This window comes from Methanobrevibacter sp., from assembly GCF_030539555.1.
Lineage (GTDB): Archaea > Methanobacteriota > Methanobacteria > Methanobacteriales > Methanobacteriaceae > Methanocatella.
Window position 1 is genome coordinate 14,177 of the sequence record NZ_JAUNXX010000015.1, and the last position, 19,512, is coordinate 33,688.

A 19,512-nucleotide genomic window follows, 5' to 3' on the forward strand; every position below is an offset into this window, starting at 1 on the left:
AAAGAAATTGAAATTAAAGACATAAATCGAGGCATGATAGATGAAGAAGTGAAAATAGAATGCGTCATTCAGGACATTTCGCAATCAAGTTCCCAAAGCAGTTATTTTTTAACTATCAATGACGGTACCGGTCAGATGCCACTGATAATTTTTGAGAGCCAAGCCAGTGAAATCCAGTCAAGAAATTTTGACATCAGTGATTTTAAAGATAAGAAAGTTGAGGTTGTTGGAAAAATTACCGAATACAACTCCCAATTAGAATTAATATTATCTTCCGGAGACAGTCTAAAAATGGCAAAATAACAAATAGTTATTTATTAATTGAAATCCAAAGTTAATATAAAATAAACTTTATAGGAATTTAATACAATGTCTGATAAAAAACGATTATTTGGAACTTTTGGAGTTAGAAGAACAGCAAATGATGTTTTGACTCCTGAGTTCGCATCAAGACTTGCCGCTTGTTATGGAACTCAGATTCAAGGTACCGTTGCTGTTGGTGGAGACACAAGAACATCCAGCCGAATGTTAATAGAAGCTGTAAAAGCCGGACTTTTATCATCAGGATGCGATGTTGTAGATTTGGGAATATTACCTACACCAGGTGTTCAATATGCTGTTCGTAAATACTATGACGGAGGCGTGATGATTACTGCTTCACACAATCCTCCAAAATATAACGGGCTTAAATTTTTAGATGAATACGGTATAGGAATCCCTGATGAAATGGACCTTGCTATTGAAAAATTATACTTTGATGAAGAGCCTAAAAGAGCCCATTGGTCTGAAATCGGACAGCTTTACCATAATGACAAAATTATTGACGAATATATCGAAGAGGCAATATCCAAAGTGGATGTGGATGCAATTAAAGAAGCTAACCTAAAGGTTGTTGTAGACTGCGGATCAGGAGCAGGATCATACACCGCACCATACCTAATTAGAAAACTTGGTTGTGACGTGACAACCCTAAATTGCCAAGCAGACGGATTTTTCCCTGGCCGTGACCCTGAACCAATTGAAGAAAACTTGCAAGAATTGATAAGTGTTGTTAAAGAACTTAATGCAGATATTGGTCTTGCGCACGACGGAGATGCAGACAGAACCATCTGCATTGATGAAAAAGGAAATTTCGTTTTAGGAGACAAGACTTTCACCCTTGTTGAAAAGCAGATGCTAAAGGAAAATGATGGCGGAACTATCGTCACCACCGTTGCAACCTCCCAGGCAATTTATGATATTGCTGAGGAATATAATGGAAAAGTAATAGCTACTGCTGTTGGAGATTTACTTGTAGCTCGTAAACTAAAAGAAGAAGACGGATTATTTGGTGGAGAAGAAAATGGTGGTTTAATTTTCCCTGATTTCGTTTACGGAAGAGATGCAGTAATGACAGTAGCGAAAATCTTAGAAATTATTGCAAAAGAGAAAAAAACCCTATCAGAACTTGTAAGCGAACTTCCTGTTTATTATGCTAAAAAAATGAAAATCGAATGTCCTGACGACCAGAAGGAATTTGTCATGGACAGTATTGCAGAAGAAATCAAAACTACCACTGATTTTGATTTAGACTTAACAGACGGTGTTAAAATCCTAAAAGAAGATGGTTGGGTGATCATAAGACCATCTGGAACCGAGCCTATATTCAGATGCTTTGCTGAGTCTGACTCACAACAGAAAGCGGATGAAATGACAGAATGGGGAATAAACTTAATAAAGAAATATAAAAAATAGTTTACCTCCACCCATCACCCATTTTTTATTTTTATTATATTGAATTTTCTTTTAATTAAAATATATGTATTGACTATAAACTAATTTTTAATGGAACAAAATTTTAAAATAACACGAGCAAATATTGAAATTAATAAATCGAATATTGGAAATCTACATTTCCAAACAAAAATAGCTAAAAGTTTTCTAAACATTCCTCTTTTAAGAAAAATGCATCTTCATTATCAGGATTCCTAAGTAATACCTTATTGAAACTGTCCACTGCCTCTTCAAATTTACCCAATTCCATTAAAACAACACCTTTATTCAACAAAAAGTCAATGTTGTGTTTTTCCAAATCTATTGCCTTATTAAAACATTCAAGAGCTTCATCAAATTTTCCTAAATCGATAAATGCATTGCCCATCCTGTTAATGGCTGAAGCATCCATTTCCGAGTCATCCAGACATACCTCAACAGCCTTGTTGAAAGATTCGATAGCCTCTTCAAGCCGACCCATATCGGTTAATAGGTTGCCTCTTGAATTCCAAACTTCAGGATTTTCACCGTCAATGACTATGAGCTTGTCATAAACTCTCAATGCCTGATCATATCTGCCCAGCATTTCTAAAATAAATCCTCGCCAATAAAGAACAATAGGACTACTAGGACGATAATTGTAAGCAATAGTACTTGCCTTATAAGCCTCATTAATGTTGCCTGAATTCAAAAGAGCAATAGCCTTATTGTTTAGGATATATTCATTGTCCGGTTCTATTTCCAATGCCCTGTCATAACAGTCTATTGCATCAATGAATCTTCCCAATCTTGATAAATTATCTCCTTGCTTATTAAGCAGATAAACATCATTCGGATCAAGTTTTAAAGCAGCATCATAACACATTGTTGACTTGTCGAATTTACCACTGTCAAAAAGAATATCGGCCCTTTTCATAATCATTGCCTTCTCATCTATCTTGTCACCTTTCCAATCATCGATGTCCAGTTTTTCAAAATAGATAATTTGGAATTTATCAGTGCCCTCGATTCTTCCACCATACATCTTCTTGAATTCTCTTAACATGTCCTTAGCATCTTTGAACCCTTCCTGTATGGCCAGTTCCTCATTGCCATTTATTTCACTGAATTGAATATCTTCAACATCAGTAACAATAGCTTCGAAAATCTTCATTTTTTCCTTGGACACCAAATTCCAATAGCAGTATAATCTGTCGCCTTTTTTAAGAGGAGTCTTCCATGTCTTACGAATGGTTCTGGTCTTTTTACCAGTAATAACATCAATATCGTTACTTGAGAATGATAAGATTGGCATTTTGACACCTCGTTTAGTTTAAATTATTTGCTCTCCAAATTCAGCACTTTTTACCTTAACCTGGCCATCGAAATAAGGTTTGATTTCCTCAGCCAATTTTCTTAAGTCATGAGGATTTGGTACTTCTACTTTTTCCAAAGCAGGATCAAGCACGTTTTTGTTCCGGAACTGCTGGATTGTGTAAACATCACCTTCAATTTCATCTACAAGATTATGAATATCCTTTTTGGTGTGTAATGTCGGAACATAAGTTGTCCTTAGTTCCAGATGAACATCAGGATTATCATTAATTAGTTCCATGGACTTTTTAACATTGAATCCCACATTTGCACCTGTAATTTTCCTATATTTAGAAAAAGTAGTTTTAATGTCAAGAGAAACATAATCTAAGAGTTTAAAGTCCAGAAGCTTTTGTATTTTATCAGGATAAATTCCACTAGTGTCAAGTTTAGTTTTAAGACCAATTTCACGAACATATTTCAATATATCCATAACTGCATCAATTTGAACCAGAGGCTCGCCACCGGAAATTACAATAGCATCCAGAAAGTCTGCGGATGATTCAATTTCTGATTTGACCTTATCAAATGACCATTCAGTTTTATCTTCAAGCAGTTCCACATTATGACAATATCTGCAAGCCAATGGGCATTTTGACATGAAAATAACTAATGACATGTTTCCATGAAATTCCACGGAAGAAATAACAGTTCCACCAATATACATTAGTTTAAGACCTCTTTTATAATTTCAATGAATTTTTTATCTTCTTCAAGAGTGCAGATGCTTATTCTTATCCAGTATTCATCCAATCCCTTGAAGGAAGTACAATCCCTTACAATTATCCCACGTTTCATAAGCTCTAAAGCCAATTCAGATGCTGTAAAACCTGTATCTTTTACACCAATTAACATGAAATTAGATTTGGACGGAAATACATTAAGAGAGTCTATTTTTGACAGTTCATCATATAGGTATTGTCTTGACTGAATTCCCTTTTCAATGGATTGGGAAATGTATTGCTTATCTCTGAATGTATTGAGAGCCGCAACAAAAGATAATCTTGTAAGTGAAAATACCGGTTTTATTCTATGCATATACTCTATTATTTCAGCACATGCCAATCCGTAACCTATTCTCATCCCGGCAAGGCCCAACACTTTAGACATTGTACGGATTATGAAGATATTGTCATATTCATCGATTAAATCTTTGTTTGTAACTTCCGAATATTCGAAGTACGCTTCATCCACAACAATTAAAATATTAGGATTTTTAGCGGCAATTTCTGCTAAGACTTCCTTTTTAATCAGAGTTCCAGTAGGATTGTTAGGACTGCATAAAAATATCATTTTAGTCCTGTCGTTAATCGCTTCGAAAATTGAATCAACATCCAATTCGTTTTTATCAAGATCCCATCTTGCATAGACCGGTTGAGCGCCGTATTGCTGAAGCAGATATTCATAATACATATAAGAAGGAAGAGGAACAATGAACTCATCGCCATTGTCAATGAATGTTTTTGCCAATACATCTATGATTTCATCAGCACCATCCCCTCCGATAATTACTTGATTGTCTTCAACTTCACTATAATTAGCAATTTCTGCAACAAGTTCTTTCAGCTGAGATTCAGGATATCTATTAATTGATTTGATTTCCTCCTTAATAGCTTCCATAGCTTTTGGAGAAGGACCCCATGGGTTTTCGTTAGACCCTAATTTAATAATTTCATCTTTATTTAAGTTGAATTCCTGAGCTATTTCATCTTGAGATCTTCCAGGAACATAAGAATCCATTTCATCTACAATTTGTCTTGGTTTCATAGTTTAATCTTCCTTATATTGTTTAGAAAGTTTTACATAATTGTCAGCATTATTTTGAATAAGATTAATTTGTTCTTCGCTAACTTCCCTAACTGCTTTAGCCGGAACGCCCAATATCAAACTGCCATCAGGAAATTCTTTTCCCTCACTTACAACAGCGCCGGCACCAACGATTGAATTTTTACCAATGTGAGCACCATTTAAAACAGTGGCATTCATACCAATCAAAACATTATCATCCAATTTACATCCGTGAACAACTGCACCATGACCTACGGACACGTTCTTTCCAATTTCTACGGGGAAACCACGGGTACAATGAACAACACAATTATCCTGAACGTTTGAATTATCACCTATAATGATTGAGTCAGTATCTCCCCTAATTACAGCACCGTGCCATACAGATACATTTTCTCCCAATTCAACATCACCAAATACTTGTGCACCAGGGCATATTACAATAGAGTCTTTTTTATTATCCATAATATCGCCAAGTTATTTTTTCTTATTTTTATCTTGTATAATATGATTCTGTTTTACCAATACTCGTGTATCGGAGGGTACATCATCATATAACAAAACCCCTGAACCAATAGTGGAATTATGACCCACTTTTACACCAGGTGAGAAACTAGAGTTAATTCCTGTTTTTACAGAGTCTCCAATAATAGAGCCCAGCTTGCGTCTTCCACTGTCAATCATCTGATTTTTAATCTTGGTTTTAACAGACCGATTATCGAAACGCAAGTTAGCAATATTGGTTCCTGCTGCTATATTGCAGTTGGATCCGATTACAGAATCCCCGACATAACTCAGGTGGCTAACATTAGTATTCTCCATAATAATAGAATTTTTGATTTCAACAGCATTTCCCACATGAACATGGTCACCAAAGTAAGAGTTACCCCTAATATAAGAATTAGGACCTATATCACAGTTTTTACCGATGTAAACATTTCCTTCAATATATACTCCTGCACGGATAATGCTGCCTTCATCCAAAAATATTTCACCGTGGATATGAGCTCCCTCTTCTATTGTACCTTTAATCTCTGTTTTGAGCTGGCTGATTAATTCTTCATTAACTTCAATAAGTTCCCATGGACGACCCACATCTATCCAATCTTTGTTGGTTTTATGGCCAATTACTTTTTTACCTTCAGCAATCTGCATTGATAAAGAGTCTGTGATTTCATATTCTCCCCTTTCAGAGATTTCGGTTTTTCTGATTTTATCAAAAATATCTTTATTGAAAATATAAATTCCAGTATTTACCAAATTGCTTGGAGCTTCTTCTTTTTTAGGTTTTTCCACAATATTTTTAACATTACCCTCATCTATTTCAACAACACCAAAAGCTGAAGGGTCTTCCACTTCAGTTAAGACCATCAAGGTATCCGGATTCATGTAATTATACTTTTTAATAATTTCATTGATAATTTCGTCATCCAAAATGATATCTCCATTCAAGACAATCAAACTGTCTTCAATGAAGTCTTCCCCATAAGAAATTGCATTTGCAGTTCCTAAGAAATCTTTTTGAGTTTTGTAAGTTATGTTAACTCCGAAATCACTTCCGTCGCCAAAGTAATCGCGAACCATTTCCTCTTTATATCTTACAATCAGCAAAATATCTGTAATTCCATTGTTTCTCAATGATTCAATGTTATATTGGATAATTGGTTTTCCAGCAACTGGTAACATGGTCTTAGGCTTTGTAAGTGTTAATGGCCTCATTCTTGACCCTTCACCAGCACTTAAAATTATTGCTTTCATTTTATATCCCCTAATAAAAATTTTCTTATAATGATATATGTTTAACTCATTACTTATTAATTAACTTTCCTAATCAAATAACCAATTTTAAATATAAGATAGAATATAGTAAAAATCATATTAGCTATTTACTTAATAGTGAAAATTAAAAGGAGATTAATAAAATGACAATCTATGTTTGTTTACACTGTGAATACAGATTTGACTCAGAAAAAGGTGACCCTGCATACAACATTCCTGCTGGAGCAACTCCTGCAGACATGCCTGATGATTGGGTTTGCCCAGAATGTGCTGCTCTTGGAATAGACGCATTTATTGCAGAAGAAGAATAAATTTTCTTCTTCATATTTTTTTATTTTAAATTAAAACTCTTTTTTTCAAATATTTAAAACAAATACTTTTTGGTGTCGCAGGAATTGGAAAAAAAGAAAAAAAATGAAGTGAATGCAAAGCACTACTTCACGATTATTTTTGTTTTGACTGTTTTTGAAGCATAGTATTTGTTACCGCTATATTTAACTACAGCCGTGAAAGATCCTCTCTTTTTCAGATTAGTTATCTTGAAAGTTGCTTTACCATTCTTATTTGTTTTGACCTTATAAGTTTTTTTGTTGACTTTCAATGTAACCAAAACATTATTCAATGCCTTGTTCATATTGGTTTTCAAGACAACAGCATAGGATTTGGTTTTAGTTGATTTTTTGAAAGTCTTTTTGACTGCAGAGAGTTTTGGAATTGCCTTTTTAACTTTGACTTTGACTTCTGCTGATGATTTTATGTAATTAGTGTTTCCTGCAAATGTGATTTTAGCAACATAACTATTTGGAGCTAAACTACTGGTAGACAAGCTAGCTTGACCGTTTTTATCTGTTTTAACAGCATATACCTTTCCGCTCAAACTAATATTTAATTGCTCGTTTGAAATAGGATCATTGTTTTCATCAACTAGTTTGATAACTAATTTGCTGCTGCTTCCGTAATATTTTTCAAGATTATTAACAACAATTTTTGAGGTTTCTCTCAATTTAAAATTATCAATTTTTAATAATTGATTATCTATTCTTGCATAAACTGCATCATTTCCATTTTGAGGATTATAATTAAAAGTTGCAACACCGTTAACCAATTTCTTTTTAGCTAAAGTCACACCATTTGTGAAAAAAGTTACCTCAAGTGGAAGGTTAAAATCACCATCATATTCATAGATTTCTTTTGTTTCATTGTCGAAGTAATACCTTAGGCTAACAGTTAATTGATTTACTTCATTTTGATAGATTACCCCATTATCCGAAGTGAATGTCATGATCAACCATCTAGAAGCATTTATTTTTTCAGGAGCTATTTCGCCGCTGTGAGGGGAATAATAATAAGGGTTTATTTCATTCTGACCCCACCAGCAGTATTGTACTGTTGCATTATCATCCAAAGAAATATCGCCATACAATTTACCTAATTTTATATAATTATTTACAATTGCACAGTTTTGCATATAAAGCTCAGTGTCTTTGAAATTATTGGATACTGCTCCATGAAATCCCGCATGATTTTCTTCGAAAATAGTATTGTAAACCTCTGTTATAACATGCTGCCCGCTTGGAGGTGCAAGAATTGCAGCCGCATAATATCTGACTTCATTATATCCGAAATAACTGTTGTTGATTACCATATACTTATGATTACTTATGGCTCCTGCTGTATAGTTTGTGGATAACCTTTCGAATCTGCAATTGTTTATTGTTGCATTTCCAATGTTTAATAATGCCCCTGCAGAATACGAAGAATAGCATTCATAAAATAAACATCCTTCAAGGTCTATTCTTCCTCCAGCTGCAATACATGCTGAAACTGCACTCTGTGAAGTTACAACATTTCCTGTAAACTTGGAGTTTTTAATGAATGTTGTTCCCAAGGTATACATAACTCCACCGTACTGGAATGCAGTGTTGTTTATAAAACTTGAATCTTCAATATTTAAAGTTCCAAGATTATTGTATATAACTCCACCATTTTTAAATCCAGTGGAATTCATCATAATACAGTTTTTAATATTTATTTCTCCACAGTCACAGTAAATCAGTCCCCCATCCCCATTTGGATTGCCGTTTAGTAATGTAATATTAATTAAAGTCAGTCTGTTGGTTGGAGTTACATTAAACAGCCTTCCACAAGACTCCGCATTGACTATTGTGTTTTCTTTGGATTTTCCAATAATTGTAATGGATTTATCGATTTTAATGTTTCTATTGTTATCTCCGCCATAGACTCCATCATTTAAATAAATTGTTGAGTCATTTTTACTATTATTAATTGCATATCCTAAACTTTTAAACGGATTTTGTGAGCTTCCATCCCCCATTTCATCACTTGCATCCGCCGATACATGGATTTCAGACAGTTCCACGGGTGCAGAATCACTAATAATTTCACTGCTGTTTGAATCATAGTCCACTGCACTAACACAGGATATTGTGCAAATTACTGATAAAATGATTAATAATAGCCCTAATCGTTTAATATTATTCTTAATCATATGATTTCCCCCAATATCGTAATAAAAAAATATTAATATCGCAATCAATTAATATTTATTATAATGTTTATTAAATAAATATTGTCATTTTTAATTAAAATCTGTGCATTTAACTAATTTTAATATCCCAATTATTTTATCCAACAGCAAAATAAGTGTAAATTCTTAGTTTTTAAGTTTTTAGGGAAAGTATATTTTTACAATTACCATATAATACCAAAAAAAAATCAGGTTTTTAAAGCATTCCACATGCATTATTAGAAAATCTTTTTTGTTCGAAAATAATTTAAAACCACACAACCTGACAAAAGCAAACTTCCACAATGTCCTGCTGCACAATCAAAATAAGTAAAGAGTTGAAAATCCCATTTTAGTGTTTTAAAACAAATCAGATTCTTAAAAAAAAGTAAAAAAAAGGAATCAAATTAAAAATTATAAGATTCCATAATTTCTCCAGTTATGTTTCTAATCTCTGCAGTGGCTTCTTCCAGGTGGAAAATAGCTAACTTGAAACCGGTTTCATCATTATAAATTCCTTGTAAAAACTCATTGCCTGCAACAATGCTGTCGGCAAATTCATAGGTTTCTTCAAATACTGCCTTTCCGTAGTACCTTAAAAAGTCTGTTCCGACTACAGCAACCACTTCGACATTAGGATTTACAGACAATTGCTTGTAGACATCCTTTTGATTTCCAACACCGAAATAGATTTTATCATCTTTTAAAAGATGAAAACCTAAAGGTCTGTTTTTCGGTTTGTCACCATCGACTGTTGCCAGGTAAAACACTTCCGCTTCGCTTATAAATTCATCGATTTTTTGTGGTCCTTCTACCATTGTATCACCTCATAAGTTTTCAGTAATGATTTTTACACAAGTTTCCTTTATGGATTCCGCTCTTTTTTGGTCTCTTGATTCCAATGTAATTCTAACATAATCCTCAGTTCCGGACGGTCTTACAAGCACCCAGCTGTCATCTTCAAAAGTCAATCTTACGCCATCTATTGAATTAACATCACGAATATCATCAAAAGCATCAGTTAATAATTCTTCCATATTTTCCATAACTTTGATTTTAGCTTCCTTGGAGCAAGTTATTTTCTCACGAATATTAGGATATGACGGAATCTCTTTTAATAATTCTGAAAGTTTACCGTCTCTTGAAACAATTTCAGCCATTCTTAAACCGGATAAAATTCCATCAGGACACATGCAGAAATCAGGATGCAACCAAGTTCCGGAAGGTTCTCCTCCAAATGAGGCATTTTTTTCAATGATTACTTCAGCCACATTCACGTCACCAACTTTAGTTCTTAAAACTTCTCCTTTCACAGATTCGTCCATACATAAACCTGCATCGACAGTGGTTACGATATCTCCATCAAATTCTTTTGATATTAATGCTAAAAGTGAGTCGAATGGTGAAATGTTACCCTCTTCATCAACTGTAATCATTCTATCTGCATCTCCGTCATGAGCTATTCCCAAATCCGCTCCAATAGCCACAACTGTTTTCATTAAAGTCTGGAGGTTTTCAGCATTCGGTTCGGGGTTTCTTCCTGGGAAAAATCCGTCAGGCTGTGAGTTGAGTGTTGTTACTTCGCATCCTGCTTTTCTGAATACTAAAGGTGATATTTCGCTTCCAGCACCTGATGCGCAGTCGACAACTACCTTAAGACCTTCTTTAATATCCACCATATTCACTAAATCATCAATATATTGGCCTTTGATTTCTTCATTGACACTTAAATTACCTACTTTGTCCCATGTTACAGAGATATAATCTTTATTTGCATAGATTTCTTCGATTTTAGCTTCCTGAGCGGAAGTGTAAGCCATTCCATTTTTGTTCCATAGTTTTATTCCGTTATATTGGGAAGGATTATGGGAGGCTGTTAACATGATTCCTGCATCGGCATCCAGTTTTTCAGCAGCATAACCAACCAGGGGTGTTGGAACCATACCAATTTTAACTACATCAACTCCGCTTTCAAGTAATCCTGCACATATAGCCTGATCAAGCATTTTATTGGTAGTTCTTGTATCATAACCCAATACAACTGTTCCTTGATTGCCAAGATAATAAGCGAGAGATTTTCCAACATTCAATGCAAGTTCGCATGTTACTTCAGAGCCTATCAATCCTCTGATTCCGGATGTTCCAAAAAGCTTTTTAGCCACCATATTCTCACCTTATGCACCAAATTTGTGAGCATAGTTCATTAAATCCATCATGATATTCATCACATCTGATCCTCTGATTCTGTTAAGTCCTCCTTTTGCACAGGCACATTCAGAGAATTCACTAACATCATCCACCCTTACTTCAGGACCTCTGATTAAAACAGGTACAGGATCTCCTGAGTGATTCATTACAGAAATTGGAGTTGAATGGTCTGCTGTGAGGAAAATGTAAACATCTTCAAGTTTCATCAATTCGCTCATTACAACTTCATCAACCTTTTCTATGAATTCTGTTTTCTCTTTGGTTTGACCGTCGTGGCCAGCTTCATCTGCTCCATCAATGTTTATTAAGAAGAAGTCGTGTTCTGAATTTTTGACTTGGTCAATTATTGTATCTCGAATATTGTCAAGGTTGGTGTCTATTCCGCCGGTTACATCTTCCATTTCGATAATATCCATTCCTGCGAACCTTCCGATTCCCATGATAAGACCTGTTTCTGCAATACATGCTGAATTCACTTCATATTTTTCATTTAGTGATTCTACAACAGGCACTTCACCTGCTCCGCGAGGAATTACAATATTTGCCGGAGGTTCACCTTCTTCCATTCTTTTTAAATTGACTGGGTGATCTTTAACCATTTCATAGGTTTTTGCTACTAATTTATTTAGAATATCTGCAGTCCTTGCTGCTTCGGGTGTGTCATCTAACGCTTTTACTTCTTTTGGTTTGTTTCCTTCCACCTTAGGGTCGGCATCACTTACTTTGCCTGAAAGGCCTTCCCCTCTCAAGACTAAAACTGCCCTGTGACCAGTGGATTCTTTAAAAATGATTTTAACGTCAGGATAATCTTCCAAAACCATTGTGTTTAATACATCAACGATTTCTTTTGTTCCTTCCTTGATTCTTCCAGCACGTCTGTCAGTTACAATCAGATTTTCATCGGCAGTTGAGAAATTGCATCTAAATGCAATATCGCCAGGCAGGACATCCACTCCAACACCATTCGCCTCAAACGGACCTCTTCCAGTATAGACTTCATATGGATTATAACCCAAAATGGACAGGTGGGCAGTGTCACTTCCAGGAATTATTCCAGGAGCTATTGAATCCATAATACCAGTAATTCCTTCAGCAGCCATTTTATCCATATTTGGAGTTTTTGCGGCTTCAAGAGGAGTTTTTCCTCCTAACTCTTTAATAGGACGGTCACCCATACCATCCATAATCAAAATAAGACCTTTCATAAATATCACCTAATAAATTATACTAATGTAAATTTTATTTTTAATAGTTAAAATAATTTGTTTAAAAATAGGTTTATTAAAATAAATTTAACTTAAATTAATAGAATTCCTACGATTGCCCCAACAATTGTAGCAAGTAAATTAACATGTTCATTGGTCAACATATCCCTGTTTTCAAAAAGAGCTCCCAGAACACTGTCCATAAAGCATCCCACAGTTCCTGAGATAATTGAAACCAATATTGAAGATACGGGATTTGGCACAATTCCCAGAAAATATGCTGCAATTCCTATAACGGCCGCCCCAGCCATTCCAGAAACAGTTCCCAAAACGGATACTGCACCGTTTGTACCAGGATCCACCTTTTGAAAAGTAGTAACTAAACGAGGATGCTGATCCAGCACTCCGATTTCAGAAGCCAAAGTGTCTGCTGTTGCAGTTGCAATTGCCCCTATAAAACCGCCGACAAAAGGCAAATAATATCCTCCAAATGCAGCCATAAAACAGGCGACAACCCCATTTGATATTACATTTTTAGAGGTTCTTCTTCCTTCAAATTCTCCAAGAGACATCTTATATTTCCTTGAGAATTTCGTAGCCACAAGAGACATGACCAAAAATAGAATAATCAGCAATAACCAATTGGTTCCCGCCGAGAAAATGATTACAATACCCATTATAATCATAACTGCCGAACCGAACAAATCAAGAGATTTCCTTTTATATGTAATAAAACCCAAAATGAATAAGAGGATTACATATACCCAATTAATCATTATTGCTTCAACCATAATTATCAAAATTAATTTTTGTACAAAATTATATAAAAAGATTTTTAAAACATACCTGCTTTGAGTTATTGCTGAAGATTAAAATTGATTTTAATTAGTTAAATTGATTTAAATCCATTAAATTGACTTTATTTTTAAGAAAAAGCATATAATCATTGAATTAAATTAATACTCACAAACATGTTTGAAATACTGATTTAGCTAGCTGAAGAAATTAATTGGTGGTAAAGATGGAGCGTGAAATACATGACATCTACGATGTAATCTTGAAAATCATTGCAACAGTTTATAAAAATGACTTTTTAAGATACATCGGAATCGAACATGAAATCAAAAAGATTTTAAATGTGGAATTAACAACGTTAATCGGCAGAAAGTTATATTTGGATTTTTTGTGCTTGCTTGAAAATGATACATTATGCCATATAGAGTTTCAGTTTCGTAAAGCAAACCCGGATGATTTAGACAGGTTTTTCAACTACAACATCACTGCTCAAGTAAGATATCAAAAACTGACAGATACAATCTTGTTCAATTTTACATTTAAAAAAAGTGAAGAAAAAACAAGAAGAATTGGAAAATCAAAAAGTTTTCATCCAAAATATTTCTATTTGGAAGAAAAAGACATTGAAAAAACAATCCAAAAAATTAATATAAAATCAAAATTAAAATCAGAATTAACTTCCGATGAAGAAATAACATTAATGTTACTTTGTCTTATTCCCGAATGGAAAAACAAAGCTGAAACGCTGAAAAAAATAAGCAAACTTCTCAAAAACAAAAATTTATTTGATGAAACCAATTTGAATACATTCAAGCAGTGATAAAACTTGAAATAGAAAATCTACTATGCAAAGAAGAACAAAAAAGTATTAAAGAGGAGATAGAAATGACACCACAAGCCCAACGCGTAATATTGCAAGCAATTAATGAGGTAAATGCAAAAACATTATATGCTGCTGAAGAAAAAGGCAAAACAGATGGAATAAAAGAAGGAAAAAAAGAAGCGACCGAGGAATTAATAAGAATTTTAAGAGAGGAAGTGGACATTGAAATATTATCCAAAAAAACAGGATTAAGCGTTGAAGAAATCCGAACCCTTTAAAGTCAACAAGCCCTTGTTAACTTTCAAACAATCCACAACCATCCAAATTTAAGAATTTTCAATTTTTTTCAAAACAAATAAGAATTTTAAAAATATTTATATTTTCAAATTAAATTTGCAGGTGATGCAACATATAAAGCTTCAACCATATCAATTAAAATCACAATCAGATAAATTTCAATATTAACTGCTAATAATATGGTAAAATAATTAAATTGCAGAATTAGAAGATTTTCATTTAGTGAAAAAGATACATCCACAAATTGCTCAAAAAAAGAACACCTCATCAAATCACAGCATATTTTGACAAATAGTATCATAACTGAAAATGAAAAAAAACCATAGTTTTGCCAAAAAAAAACAAAGGCGAAAATAGCAGAAACTTTCCATACCATATTCTTAAAATAATGATTAATTATATTGAATAAATTAATGAAACATGACAAAATATTAAATGATAATTTGATTAAAATACTCATCATAATAAAAAAAATAGAAGATGAAACCTATAATATACATGTACTGGTAAAAATTATTAATTTTTTAATGAATTTTAAATTGACTATACAATATAATGATTTGAATCATCTAAAAAACATCTATCAAAACATGAAAAGTTCCTTAAATCAGCATAGTGAACTGAGATTTATTATAAAAATAGTTGAAAAACAGCGGATTTGAATTAAAAAAAATAAAAAATAGAAAGGGAAGGGAAACGTGTTATTTTCCCTTGATTAAAAACTTATTTTATTTTCACATACCTTGTAAGTACATCAGACTTGTAGGTAATTGTGTATTTGTAAGTTTTACCTTTCTTAAGCTTTTTAACCATTTTCTTAGTCACTTTGAATTTAGTGAAACCATTTTTGTTTGTTTTTAAAACATACTTTTTACCGTTGAATTTTACAGCAACTTTCACTTTCTTATAAAGTTTGGATCCTTTATAGGTAACTCTAGCAGTGTATTTTTTACCTTTTTTAAGTTTTTTAGCAACTGCTTTAGTTAATTTAAGGGTTCCTTTACCTTTCTTGTTAACTTTAACAGCGAAAGTTTTACCTTTAAATTTAACAGCTACTTTTTGGTTTTTCATAGCAGTACCAAATTTGACAACTACTTTAGCCTTGCCTTTGTAGGCAAATCTGACATTCTTAGCCAATTTAACTTTTTGACCTCTGACAATTATTTTAATATTAGTCTTTTTAGCAGATTTTTTAACAGCAGTAGTCTTTTTAGCAACCACAATGTGTTTAAATGCTAGTTTATTTGACACTTTAGCTGATTTATATGAACCAGATCCCGCATAAGTAGCAGTAATAGTGTAAGTTCCAGGTTTCAATTTGAGAGCAACGGATGCATAACCCTTTTTATTGGTTGTTCTAGTGTATGTTTTACCGTTAACTTTGAATTTAACTTTTACACCTGCAATTGCTTTGCCTTTTGCATCTACTAAACGTACTTTATAAGTAATTTTTTGTAAGTAGAATACTTTTGCTCCTTTATTGCCAGTGAATTTAGTTTTAAGTTTGTTAACTGTAAATTTAGCACTAGTAAATGCTTTACTGTAATCATCAGTTCCGTTGTAGGTAATGTTTACATCATAACTGCCTCCAGTTACACCGGAAACAGTAATTGTAGCAGTACCGTTTACAACTTTAGCAGTGTAGGTTTTACCTTTGATTTCAACATAAACGATTCCTCCATCAACAGCAACACCATCGATTGTGATATTTGCTTTGATGACAAGTTTATCGCCATAGGCAATGTTTTCTACAGATGCGTCAATTGATGTTACTTTAACAACAACAGTTGAGTCACTGTTTTGTTTGGTTGCATTATCTACATTTACAGTATTGTTACCTTCAGTAGCGACAGCAGTTGTTCCGTCTGTAGCAGTGTTGTTTGCAAATGTGGAATTTGCAATGCTTGTTCCATTACCGTTTGCAACAATTCCTGCACCGGAATCCGCATTGTTGTCAGTGAATGTAGCGTTTTGAACTGTAGCACTGTCACCGTTTAAGACAGCACCTGCACCAGTAGTAGCATTGTTTCCTGTAAATTCTGAATCTGCGATTGTAGTTCCTGAACCTTCGGATACAACACCAGCACCAGTCTCAGCAGTGTTATTAGCAAATGTGGATCCTTCAATGTTAGTGTTATCACCAGTTGTTACAATACCTGCACCGACTTCAGCAGTGTTATCAGTGAATGTTGAATTTTCAACAGTAGCATCATCACCGTTGATTACAACACCAGCACCAGTATCAGCATCGTTACCAGTAAACTCGGAGTTTTCAACAACAGCATCGTTACCATTTAAAACAGCACCTGCACCAGTTTCAGCAGTGTTATTAGCAAATGTGGAATCTGTAATAACAGTTCCATTACCATTAGATACAACACCCGCACCAGTAGTAGCATCGTTGTCAACAAATGTAGCATTTTCAACAACAGCATCGTTACCATTTAAAACAGCACCTGCACCGACTTCAGCAGTGTTATTAGCAAATGTAGAACCAGCAATAGTAGTACCATTACCGTTGGATATGATACCTGCACCGTCTTTAGCTTCATTATCAGCAAATGTAGCATTTTCAACAGTAGCATCATTACCATTAAGAACTGCACCTGCACCAGTTTGAGCATAGTTACCAGTAAATTCAGAATCGCTGATTGTGGTTGAGTCACCTTCAGATACAACACCAGCACCAACATCAGCAATGTTATTAGCAAATGTAGAACCAGTAATATTAGTATTATCACCAGTAGTTACAATACCAGCACCAGTTTCAGCAATGTTATCAGTAAATGTGGAATTTTCAACAGTTGCGTCGTCACCGTTTAGTACGACACCAGCACCAGTATCAGCATCGTTACCAGTAAACTCGGAGTTTTCAACAACAGCATCGTTACCATTTAAAACAGCACCTGCACCAGTTTCAGCAGTGTTATTAGCAAATGTGGAATCTGTAATAACAGTTCCATTACCATTAGATACAACACCCGCACCAGTAGTAGCATCGTTGTCAACAAATGTAGCATTTTCAACAGTAGCATCATTACCATTAAGAACTGCACCTGCACCAGTTTGAGCATAGTTACCAGTAAATTCAGAATCACTAATAGTAGTTCCATCACCTTCAGATACAACACCAGCACCAGTAACAGCAGTGTTATTTTCAAATGTAGAACCAGTAATATTAGTATTATCACCAGTAGTTACAATACCAGCACCAGTTTCAGCAATGTTATCAGTAAATGTTGAATTTTCAACAGTAGCATCATCACCATTGATTACAACACCAGCACCAGTAGTAGCAGTGTTGTTTGCAAATGTTGAACCTTCGATTGTTGCACCGTCACCTTCAATTACTACACCTGCACCAGTTTCAGCAGTGTTGTCAGTGAATGTTGAATTTATGATGTTTGCATTATCACCAGTCCAGAGGATTGCACCACCGGTTTCTGCAGTGTTGTTTGCAAGAACTGCATTTTCGATAGTACCATTGTTACCTGACCAGATGATTGCTCCGCCTTGTTCACCTTTAGCATTAGTTAGTGTAATGTTTCTGAGCACTACATTATCACCAGTAATGTTTAAGATTGTGGATGCGTCAGCACCGCTTACAAAGTGTCCTTGACCGTCGATTGTGATTCCGTCAGGAACAATGATTACAGGAACTGTATCGTTTCCTATATCAAATTCGTAGTCGTATTCAAGATAGATTGTAGTGTTTCCTGCTGCAACAGCTTCGTCGATTAATTTTTGTAAGTCTTGGAAGCTGGAGTATTTTACTACAAGTTCTTCTTCTTTGAATCCTGGAGCGTATTCTTCACCTAATTCAACTCTTAATACTGCAGTAGTTGTAGGTTGTACTGTTGAACCACCAAGGTAGTCAACTCTGATTTCATATGAACCTTTGGATGGAGTTTCGATTGTGAATGTTGCAGTGTGGTCAGTTCCTAATTGTTTAGTTTCAATTTCCACACCATCTACATAGAATACTACTTCTCCGTATGCATTGTTTACTGTTACTGTGATTACAGCATCGTCACCGACTTTGACTAAGCTAGGAACATCCAATACAATAGTTGGGTTTCTAGTAGTTTCAGATCCGGTGTTGTTTGCCATTATCACATCATTAATTTCAGTGTCAGTAGCGTTGTCACCTAATGCAATTGCACTTCCTGCAGTAGCGTTGTTTCCTGTGAATGTAGCGTTGGATACAGTTGCACCTTCTCCATTGAGTACAGCACCTGCTCCAGTAACAGCAGTGTTGTTTTCAAATGTTGAATCTTCGATTGTAGTTCCTTCACCGTTTGAGACTACACCTGCACCTGTTGTAGCGTCGTTACCAGTGAATGTTGAATTTTCAACAGTTGCATCATTACCGTTCAAGATTGCACCTGCACCAGTTTCAGCAGTGTTGTTTTCAAATGTAGTATCAACAATAGTAGTACCATTACCATTTGAAACAATACCTGCACCGTCTTTAGCTTCATTGTCAGTAAATGTTGCGTTTTCAACAGTTGCATCATTACCGTTCAAGATTGCACCTGCACCAGTTTCAGCTTCATTACCAGTAAATTCAGAATCACTAATAGTAGTACCGTCACCTTCAGATACAACACCAGCACCAGTAACAGCAGTGTTGTTAGCAAATGTAGAACCAGTAATATTAGTATTATCACCAGTAGTTACAATACCAGCACCAGTTTCAGCAGTGTTATCAGTAAATGTTGAATTTTCAACAGTAGCATCACCACCGTTAAGAACTGCACCTGCACCAGTTTCAGCAGTGTTGTTTGCAAATGTGGAATTTGCAATGCTTGTTCCATTACCGTTTGCAATAATTCCTGCACCAGTTTCAGCAGTGTTGTCAGCGAATGTTGCGTTTTCAACAGTAGCATCGTTACCGTTAAGAACTGCACCTGCACCAGTTTCAGCTTCATTACCAGTAAATTCAGAATCACTAATAGTAGTTCCATCACCTTCAGATACAACAC

17 protein-coding genes are annotated in these 19,512 nt (G+C 34.6%); 5 read left to right on the plus strand and 12 right to left on the minus strand.

The features are described from left to right. Window positions 1-303: OB-fold nucleic acid binding domain-containing protein (locus tag Q4Q55_RS04750; RefSeq protein WP_303371677.1), on the plus strand; the 303-nt coding region annotated here is incomplete at its 5' end. A 66-nt stretch (window positions 304-369) separates the two neighbouring features. Beyond that, the gene (gene glmM / locus Q4Q55_RS04755) at window positions 370-1,734 is read left to right on the plus strand and encodes a phosphoglucosamine mutase (RefSeq protein WP_303371678.1); all 1,365 of its coding nucleotides are present in this window, start codon (window positions 370-372) and stop codon (window positions 1,732-1,734) included. A 175-nt stretch (window positions 1,735-1,909) separates the two neighbouring features. Here the strand turns inward: glmM (Q4Q55_RS04755) and Q4Q55_RS04760 are convergent, their stop codons facing one another. The 5 genes from Q4Q55_RS04760 to glmU are packed head-to-tail and all read right to left on the minus strand — an operon-like array spanning window position 1,910 to window position 6,651. Further along, a complete protein-coding gene (locus Q4Q55_RS04760; RefSeq protein WP_303371679.1) occupies window positions 1,910-3,046 on the minus strand; it encodes a tetratricopeptide repeat protein in 1,137 nt (378 codons plus the stop codon). Between the two features lie 18 nt (window positions 3,047-3,064). Further along, the gene (locus Q4Q55_RS04765) at window positions 3,065-3,772 is read right to left on the minus strand and encodes an anaerobic ribonucleoside-triphosphate reductase activating protein (protein ID WP_303371680.1); all 708 of its coding nucleotides are present in this window, start codon (window positions 3,770-3,772) and stop codon (window positions 3,065-3,067) included. Next, complete coding sequence (hisC, locus tag Q4Q55_RS04770; RefSeq protein WP_303371681.1) at window positions 3,772-4,872, minus strand: histidinol-phosphate transaminase; 1,101 nt, start codon at window positions 4,870-4,872, stop codon at window positions 3,772-3,774. Before hisC ends, Q4Q55_RS04765 begins: the two co-directional genes overlap by 1 nt. Window positions 4,873-4,875: 3 nt before the next feature. Further along, window positions 4,876-5,358 (minus strand): gamma carbonic anhydrase family protein, encoded by a 483-nt coding sequence (locus Q4Q55_RS04775; protein WP_303371682.1) that lies wholly within the window; start codon window positions 5,356-5,358, stop codon window positions 4,876-4,878. Between the two features lie 12 nt (window positions 5,359-5,370). Beyond that, the gene (gene glmU, locus Q4Q55_RS04780; protein ID WP_303371683.1) at window positions 5,371-6,651 is read right to left on the minus strand and encodes a bifunctional sugar-1-phosphate nucleotidylyltransferase/acetyltransferase; all 1,281 of its coding nucleotides are present in this window, start codon (window positions 6,649-6,651) and stop codon (window positions 5,371-5,373) included. Between the two features lie 164 nt (window positions 6,652-6,815). On the opposite strand from glmU, the gene Q4Q55_RS04785 reads away from it, so the two are divergent. Next, entirely contained in the window at window positions 6,816-6,983 is a 168-nt protein-coding gene (locus Q4Q55_RS04785) for a rubredoxin (protein WP_292894271.1), read from the plus strand. Window positions 6,984-7,105: 122 nt separating this feature from the next. Here Q4Q55_RS04785 and Q4Q55_RS04790 read toward each other — a convergent pair whose 3' ends face one another. The 5 genes from Q4Q55_RS04790 to Q4Q55_RS04810 form a co-directional block, all read right to left on the minus strand. After that, complete coding sequence (locus tag Q4Q55_RS04790) at window positions 7,106-9,181, minus strand: hypothetical protein (RefSeq protein ID WP_303371684.1); 2,076 nt, start codon at window positions 9,179-9,181, stop codon at window positions 7,106-7,108. Window positions 9,182-9,606: 425 nt separating this feature from the next. Further along, window positions 9,607-10,017 carry a pyridoxamine 5'-phosphate oxidase family protein gene (locus tag Q4Q55_RS04795; protein ID WP_303371685.1) on the minus strand — a complete coding sequence of 137 codons (411 nt, stop codon included), beginning with the start codon at window positions 10,015-10,017 and terminating at the stop codon, window positions 9,607-9,609. Between the two features lie 9 nt (window positions 10,018-10,026). Then, window positions 10,027-11,364, minus strand: a complete 1,338-nt coding sequence (gene glmM, locus Q4Q55_RS04800) for a phosphoglucosamine mutase (protein WP_303371686.1) — start codon at window positions 11,362-11,364, stop codon at window positions 10,027-10,029. A 9-nt stretch (window positions 11,365-11,373) separates the two neighbouring features. Continuing rightward, a complete protein-coding gene (locus tag Q4Q55_RS04805; protein WP_303371687.1) occupies window positions 11,374-12,612 on the minus strand; it encodes a 2,3-bisphosphoglycerate-independent phosphoglycerate mutase in 1,239 nt (412 codons plus the stop codon). A gap of 92 nt (window positions 12,613-12,704) precedes the next feature. After that, on the minus strand, window positions 12,705-13,403 hold the full coding sequence (locus Q4Q55_RS04810; RefSeq protein WP_303371688.1) for a TIGR00297 family protein: 699 nt from the start codon (window positions 13,401-13,403) through the stop codon (window positions 12,705-12,707). Between the two features lie 230 nt (window positions 13,404-13,633). On the opposite strand from Q4Q55_RS04810, the gene Q4Q55_RS04815 reads away from it, so the two are divergent. Both Q4Q55_RS04815 and Q4Q55_RS04820 read left to right on the plus strand, forming a co-directional pair. Next, the gene (locus tag Q4Q55_RS04815) at window positions 13,634-14,227 is read left to right on the plus strand and encodes a hypothetical protein (protein ID WP_303371689.1); all 594 of its coding nucleotides are present in this window, start codon (window positions 13,634-13,636) and stop codon (window positions 14,225-14,227) included. Between the two features lie 65 nt (window positions 14,228-14,292). Next, entirely contained in the window at window positions 14,293-14,508 is a 216-nt protein-coding gene (locus Q4Q55_RS04820) for a hypothetical protein (RefSeq protein WP_303371690.1), read from the plus strand. Window positions 14,509-14,612: 104 nt separating this feature from the next. Here the strand turns inward: Q4Q55_RS04820 and Q4Q55_RS04825 are convergent, their stop codons facing one another. Together Q4Q55_RS04825 and Q4Q55_RS04830 are read right to left on the minus strand one after the other, a co-directional pair. Continuing rightward, complete coding sequence (locus Q4Q55_RS04825) at window positions 14,613-14,903, minus strand: hypothetical protein (protein ID WP_303371691.1); 291 nt, start codon at window positions 14,901-14,903, stop codon at window positions 14,613-14,615. A gap of 347 nt (window positions 14,904-15,250) precedes the next feature. After that, window positions 15,251-19,512, minus strand: a 4,262-nt coding sequence (locus Q4Q55_RS04830; protein ID WP_303371692.1) for an Ig-like domain repeat protein, incomplete at its 5' end; no start/stop codon positions are given.

Excerpts from the sequence above, each read along its gene's own strand:
- glmM (WP_303371678.1), top strand. The coding sequence starts at position 370 with ATGTCTGATAAAAAACGATTATTTGGAACTTTTGGAGTTAGAAGAACA.
- Q4Q55_RS04760 (WP_303371679.1), bottom strand. The coding sequence starts at position 3,046 with ATGCCAATCTTATCATTCTCAAGTAACGATATTGATGTTATTACTGGT.
- Q4Q55_RS04765 (WP_303371680.1), bottom strand. The coding sequence starts at position 3,772 with ATGTATATTGGTGGAACTGTTATTTCTTCCGTGGAATTTCATGGAAAC.
- hisC (WP_303371681.1), bottom strand. The coding sequence starts at position 4,872 with ATGAAACCAAGACAAATTGTAGATGAAATGGATTCTTATGTTCCTGGA.
- Q4Q55_RS04775 (WP_303371682.1), bottom strand. The coding sequence starts at position 5,358 with ATGGATAATAAAAAAGACTCTATTGTAATATGCCCTGGTGCACAAGTA.
- glmU (WP_303371683.1), bottom strand. The coding sequence starts at position 6,651 with ATGAAAGCAATAATTTTAAGTGCTGGTGAAGGGTCAAGAATGAGGCCA.
- Q4Q55_RS04785 (WP_292894271.1), top strand. The coding sequence starts at position 6,816 with ATGACAATCTATGTTTGTTTACACTGTGAATACAGATTTGACTCAGAA.
- Q4Q55_RS04790 (WP_303371684.1), bottom strand. The coding sequence starts at position 9,181 with ATGATTAAGAATAATATTAAACGATTAGGGCTATTATTAATCATTTTA.
- Q4Q55_RS04795 (WP_303371685.1), bottom strand. The coding sequence starts at position 10,017 with ATGGTAGAAGGACCACAAAAAATCGATGAATTTATAAGCGAAGCGGAA.
- glmM (WP_303371686.1), bottom strand. The coding sequence starts at position 11,364 with ATGGTGGCTAAAAAGCTTTTTGGAACATCCGGAATCAGAGGATTGATA.
- Q4Q55_RS04805 (WP_303371687.1), bottom strand. The coding sequence starts at position 12,612 with ATGAAAGGTCTTATTTTGATTATGGATGGTATGGGTGACCGTCCTATT.
- Q4Q55_RS04810 (WP_303371688.1), bottom strand. The coding sequence starts at position 13,403 with ATGGTTGAAGCAATAATGATTAATTGGGTATATGTAATCCTCTTATTC.
- Q4Q55_RS04815 (WP_303371689.1), top strand. The coding sequence starts at position 13,634 with ATGGAGCGTGAAATACATGACATCTACGATGTAATCTTGAAAATCATT.
- Q4Q55_RS04820 (WP_303371690.1), top strand. The coding sequence starts at position 14,293 with ATGACACCACAAGCCCAACGCGTAATATTGCAAGCAATTAATGAGGTA.
- Q4Q55_RS04825 (WP_303371691.1), bottom strand. The coding sequence starts at position 14,903 with ATGGTATGGAAAGTTTCTGCTATTTTCGCCTTTGTTTTTTTTTGGCAA.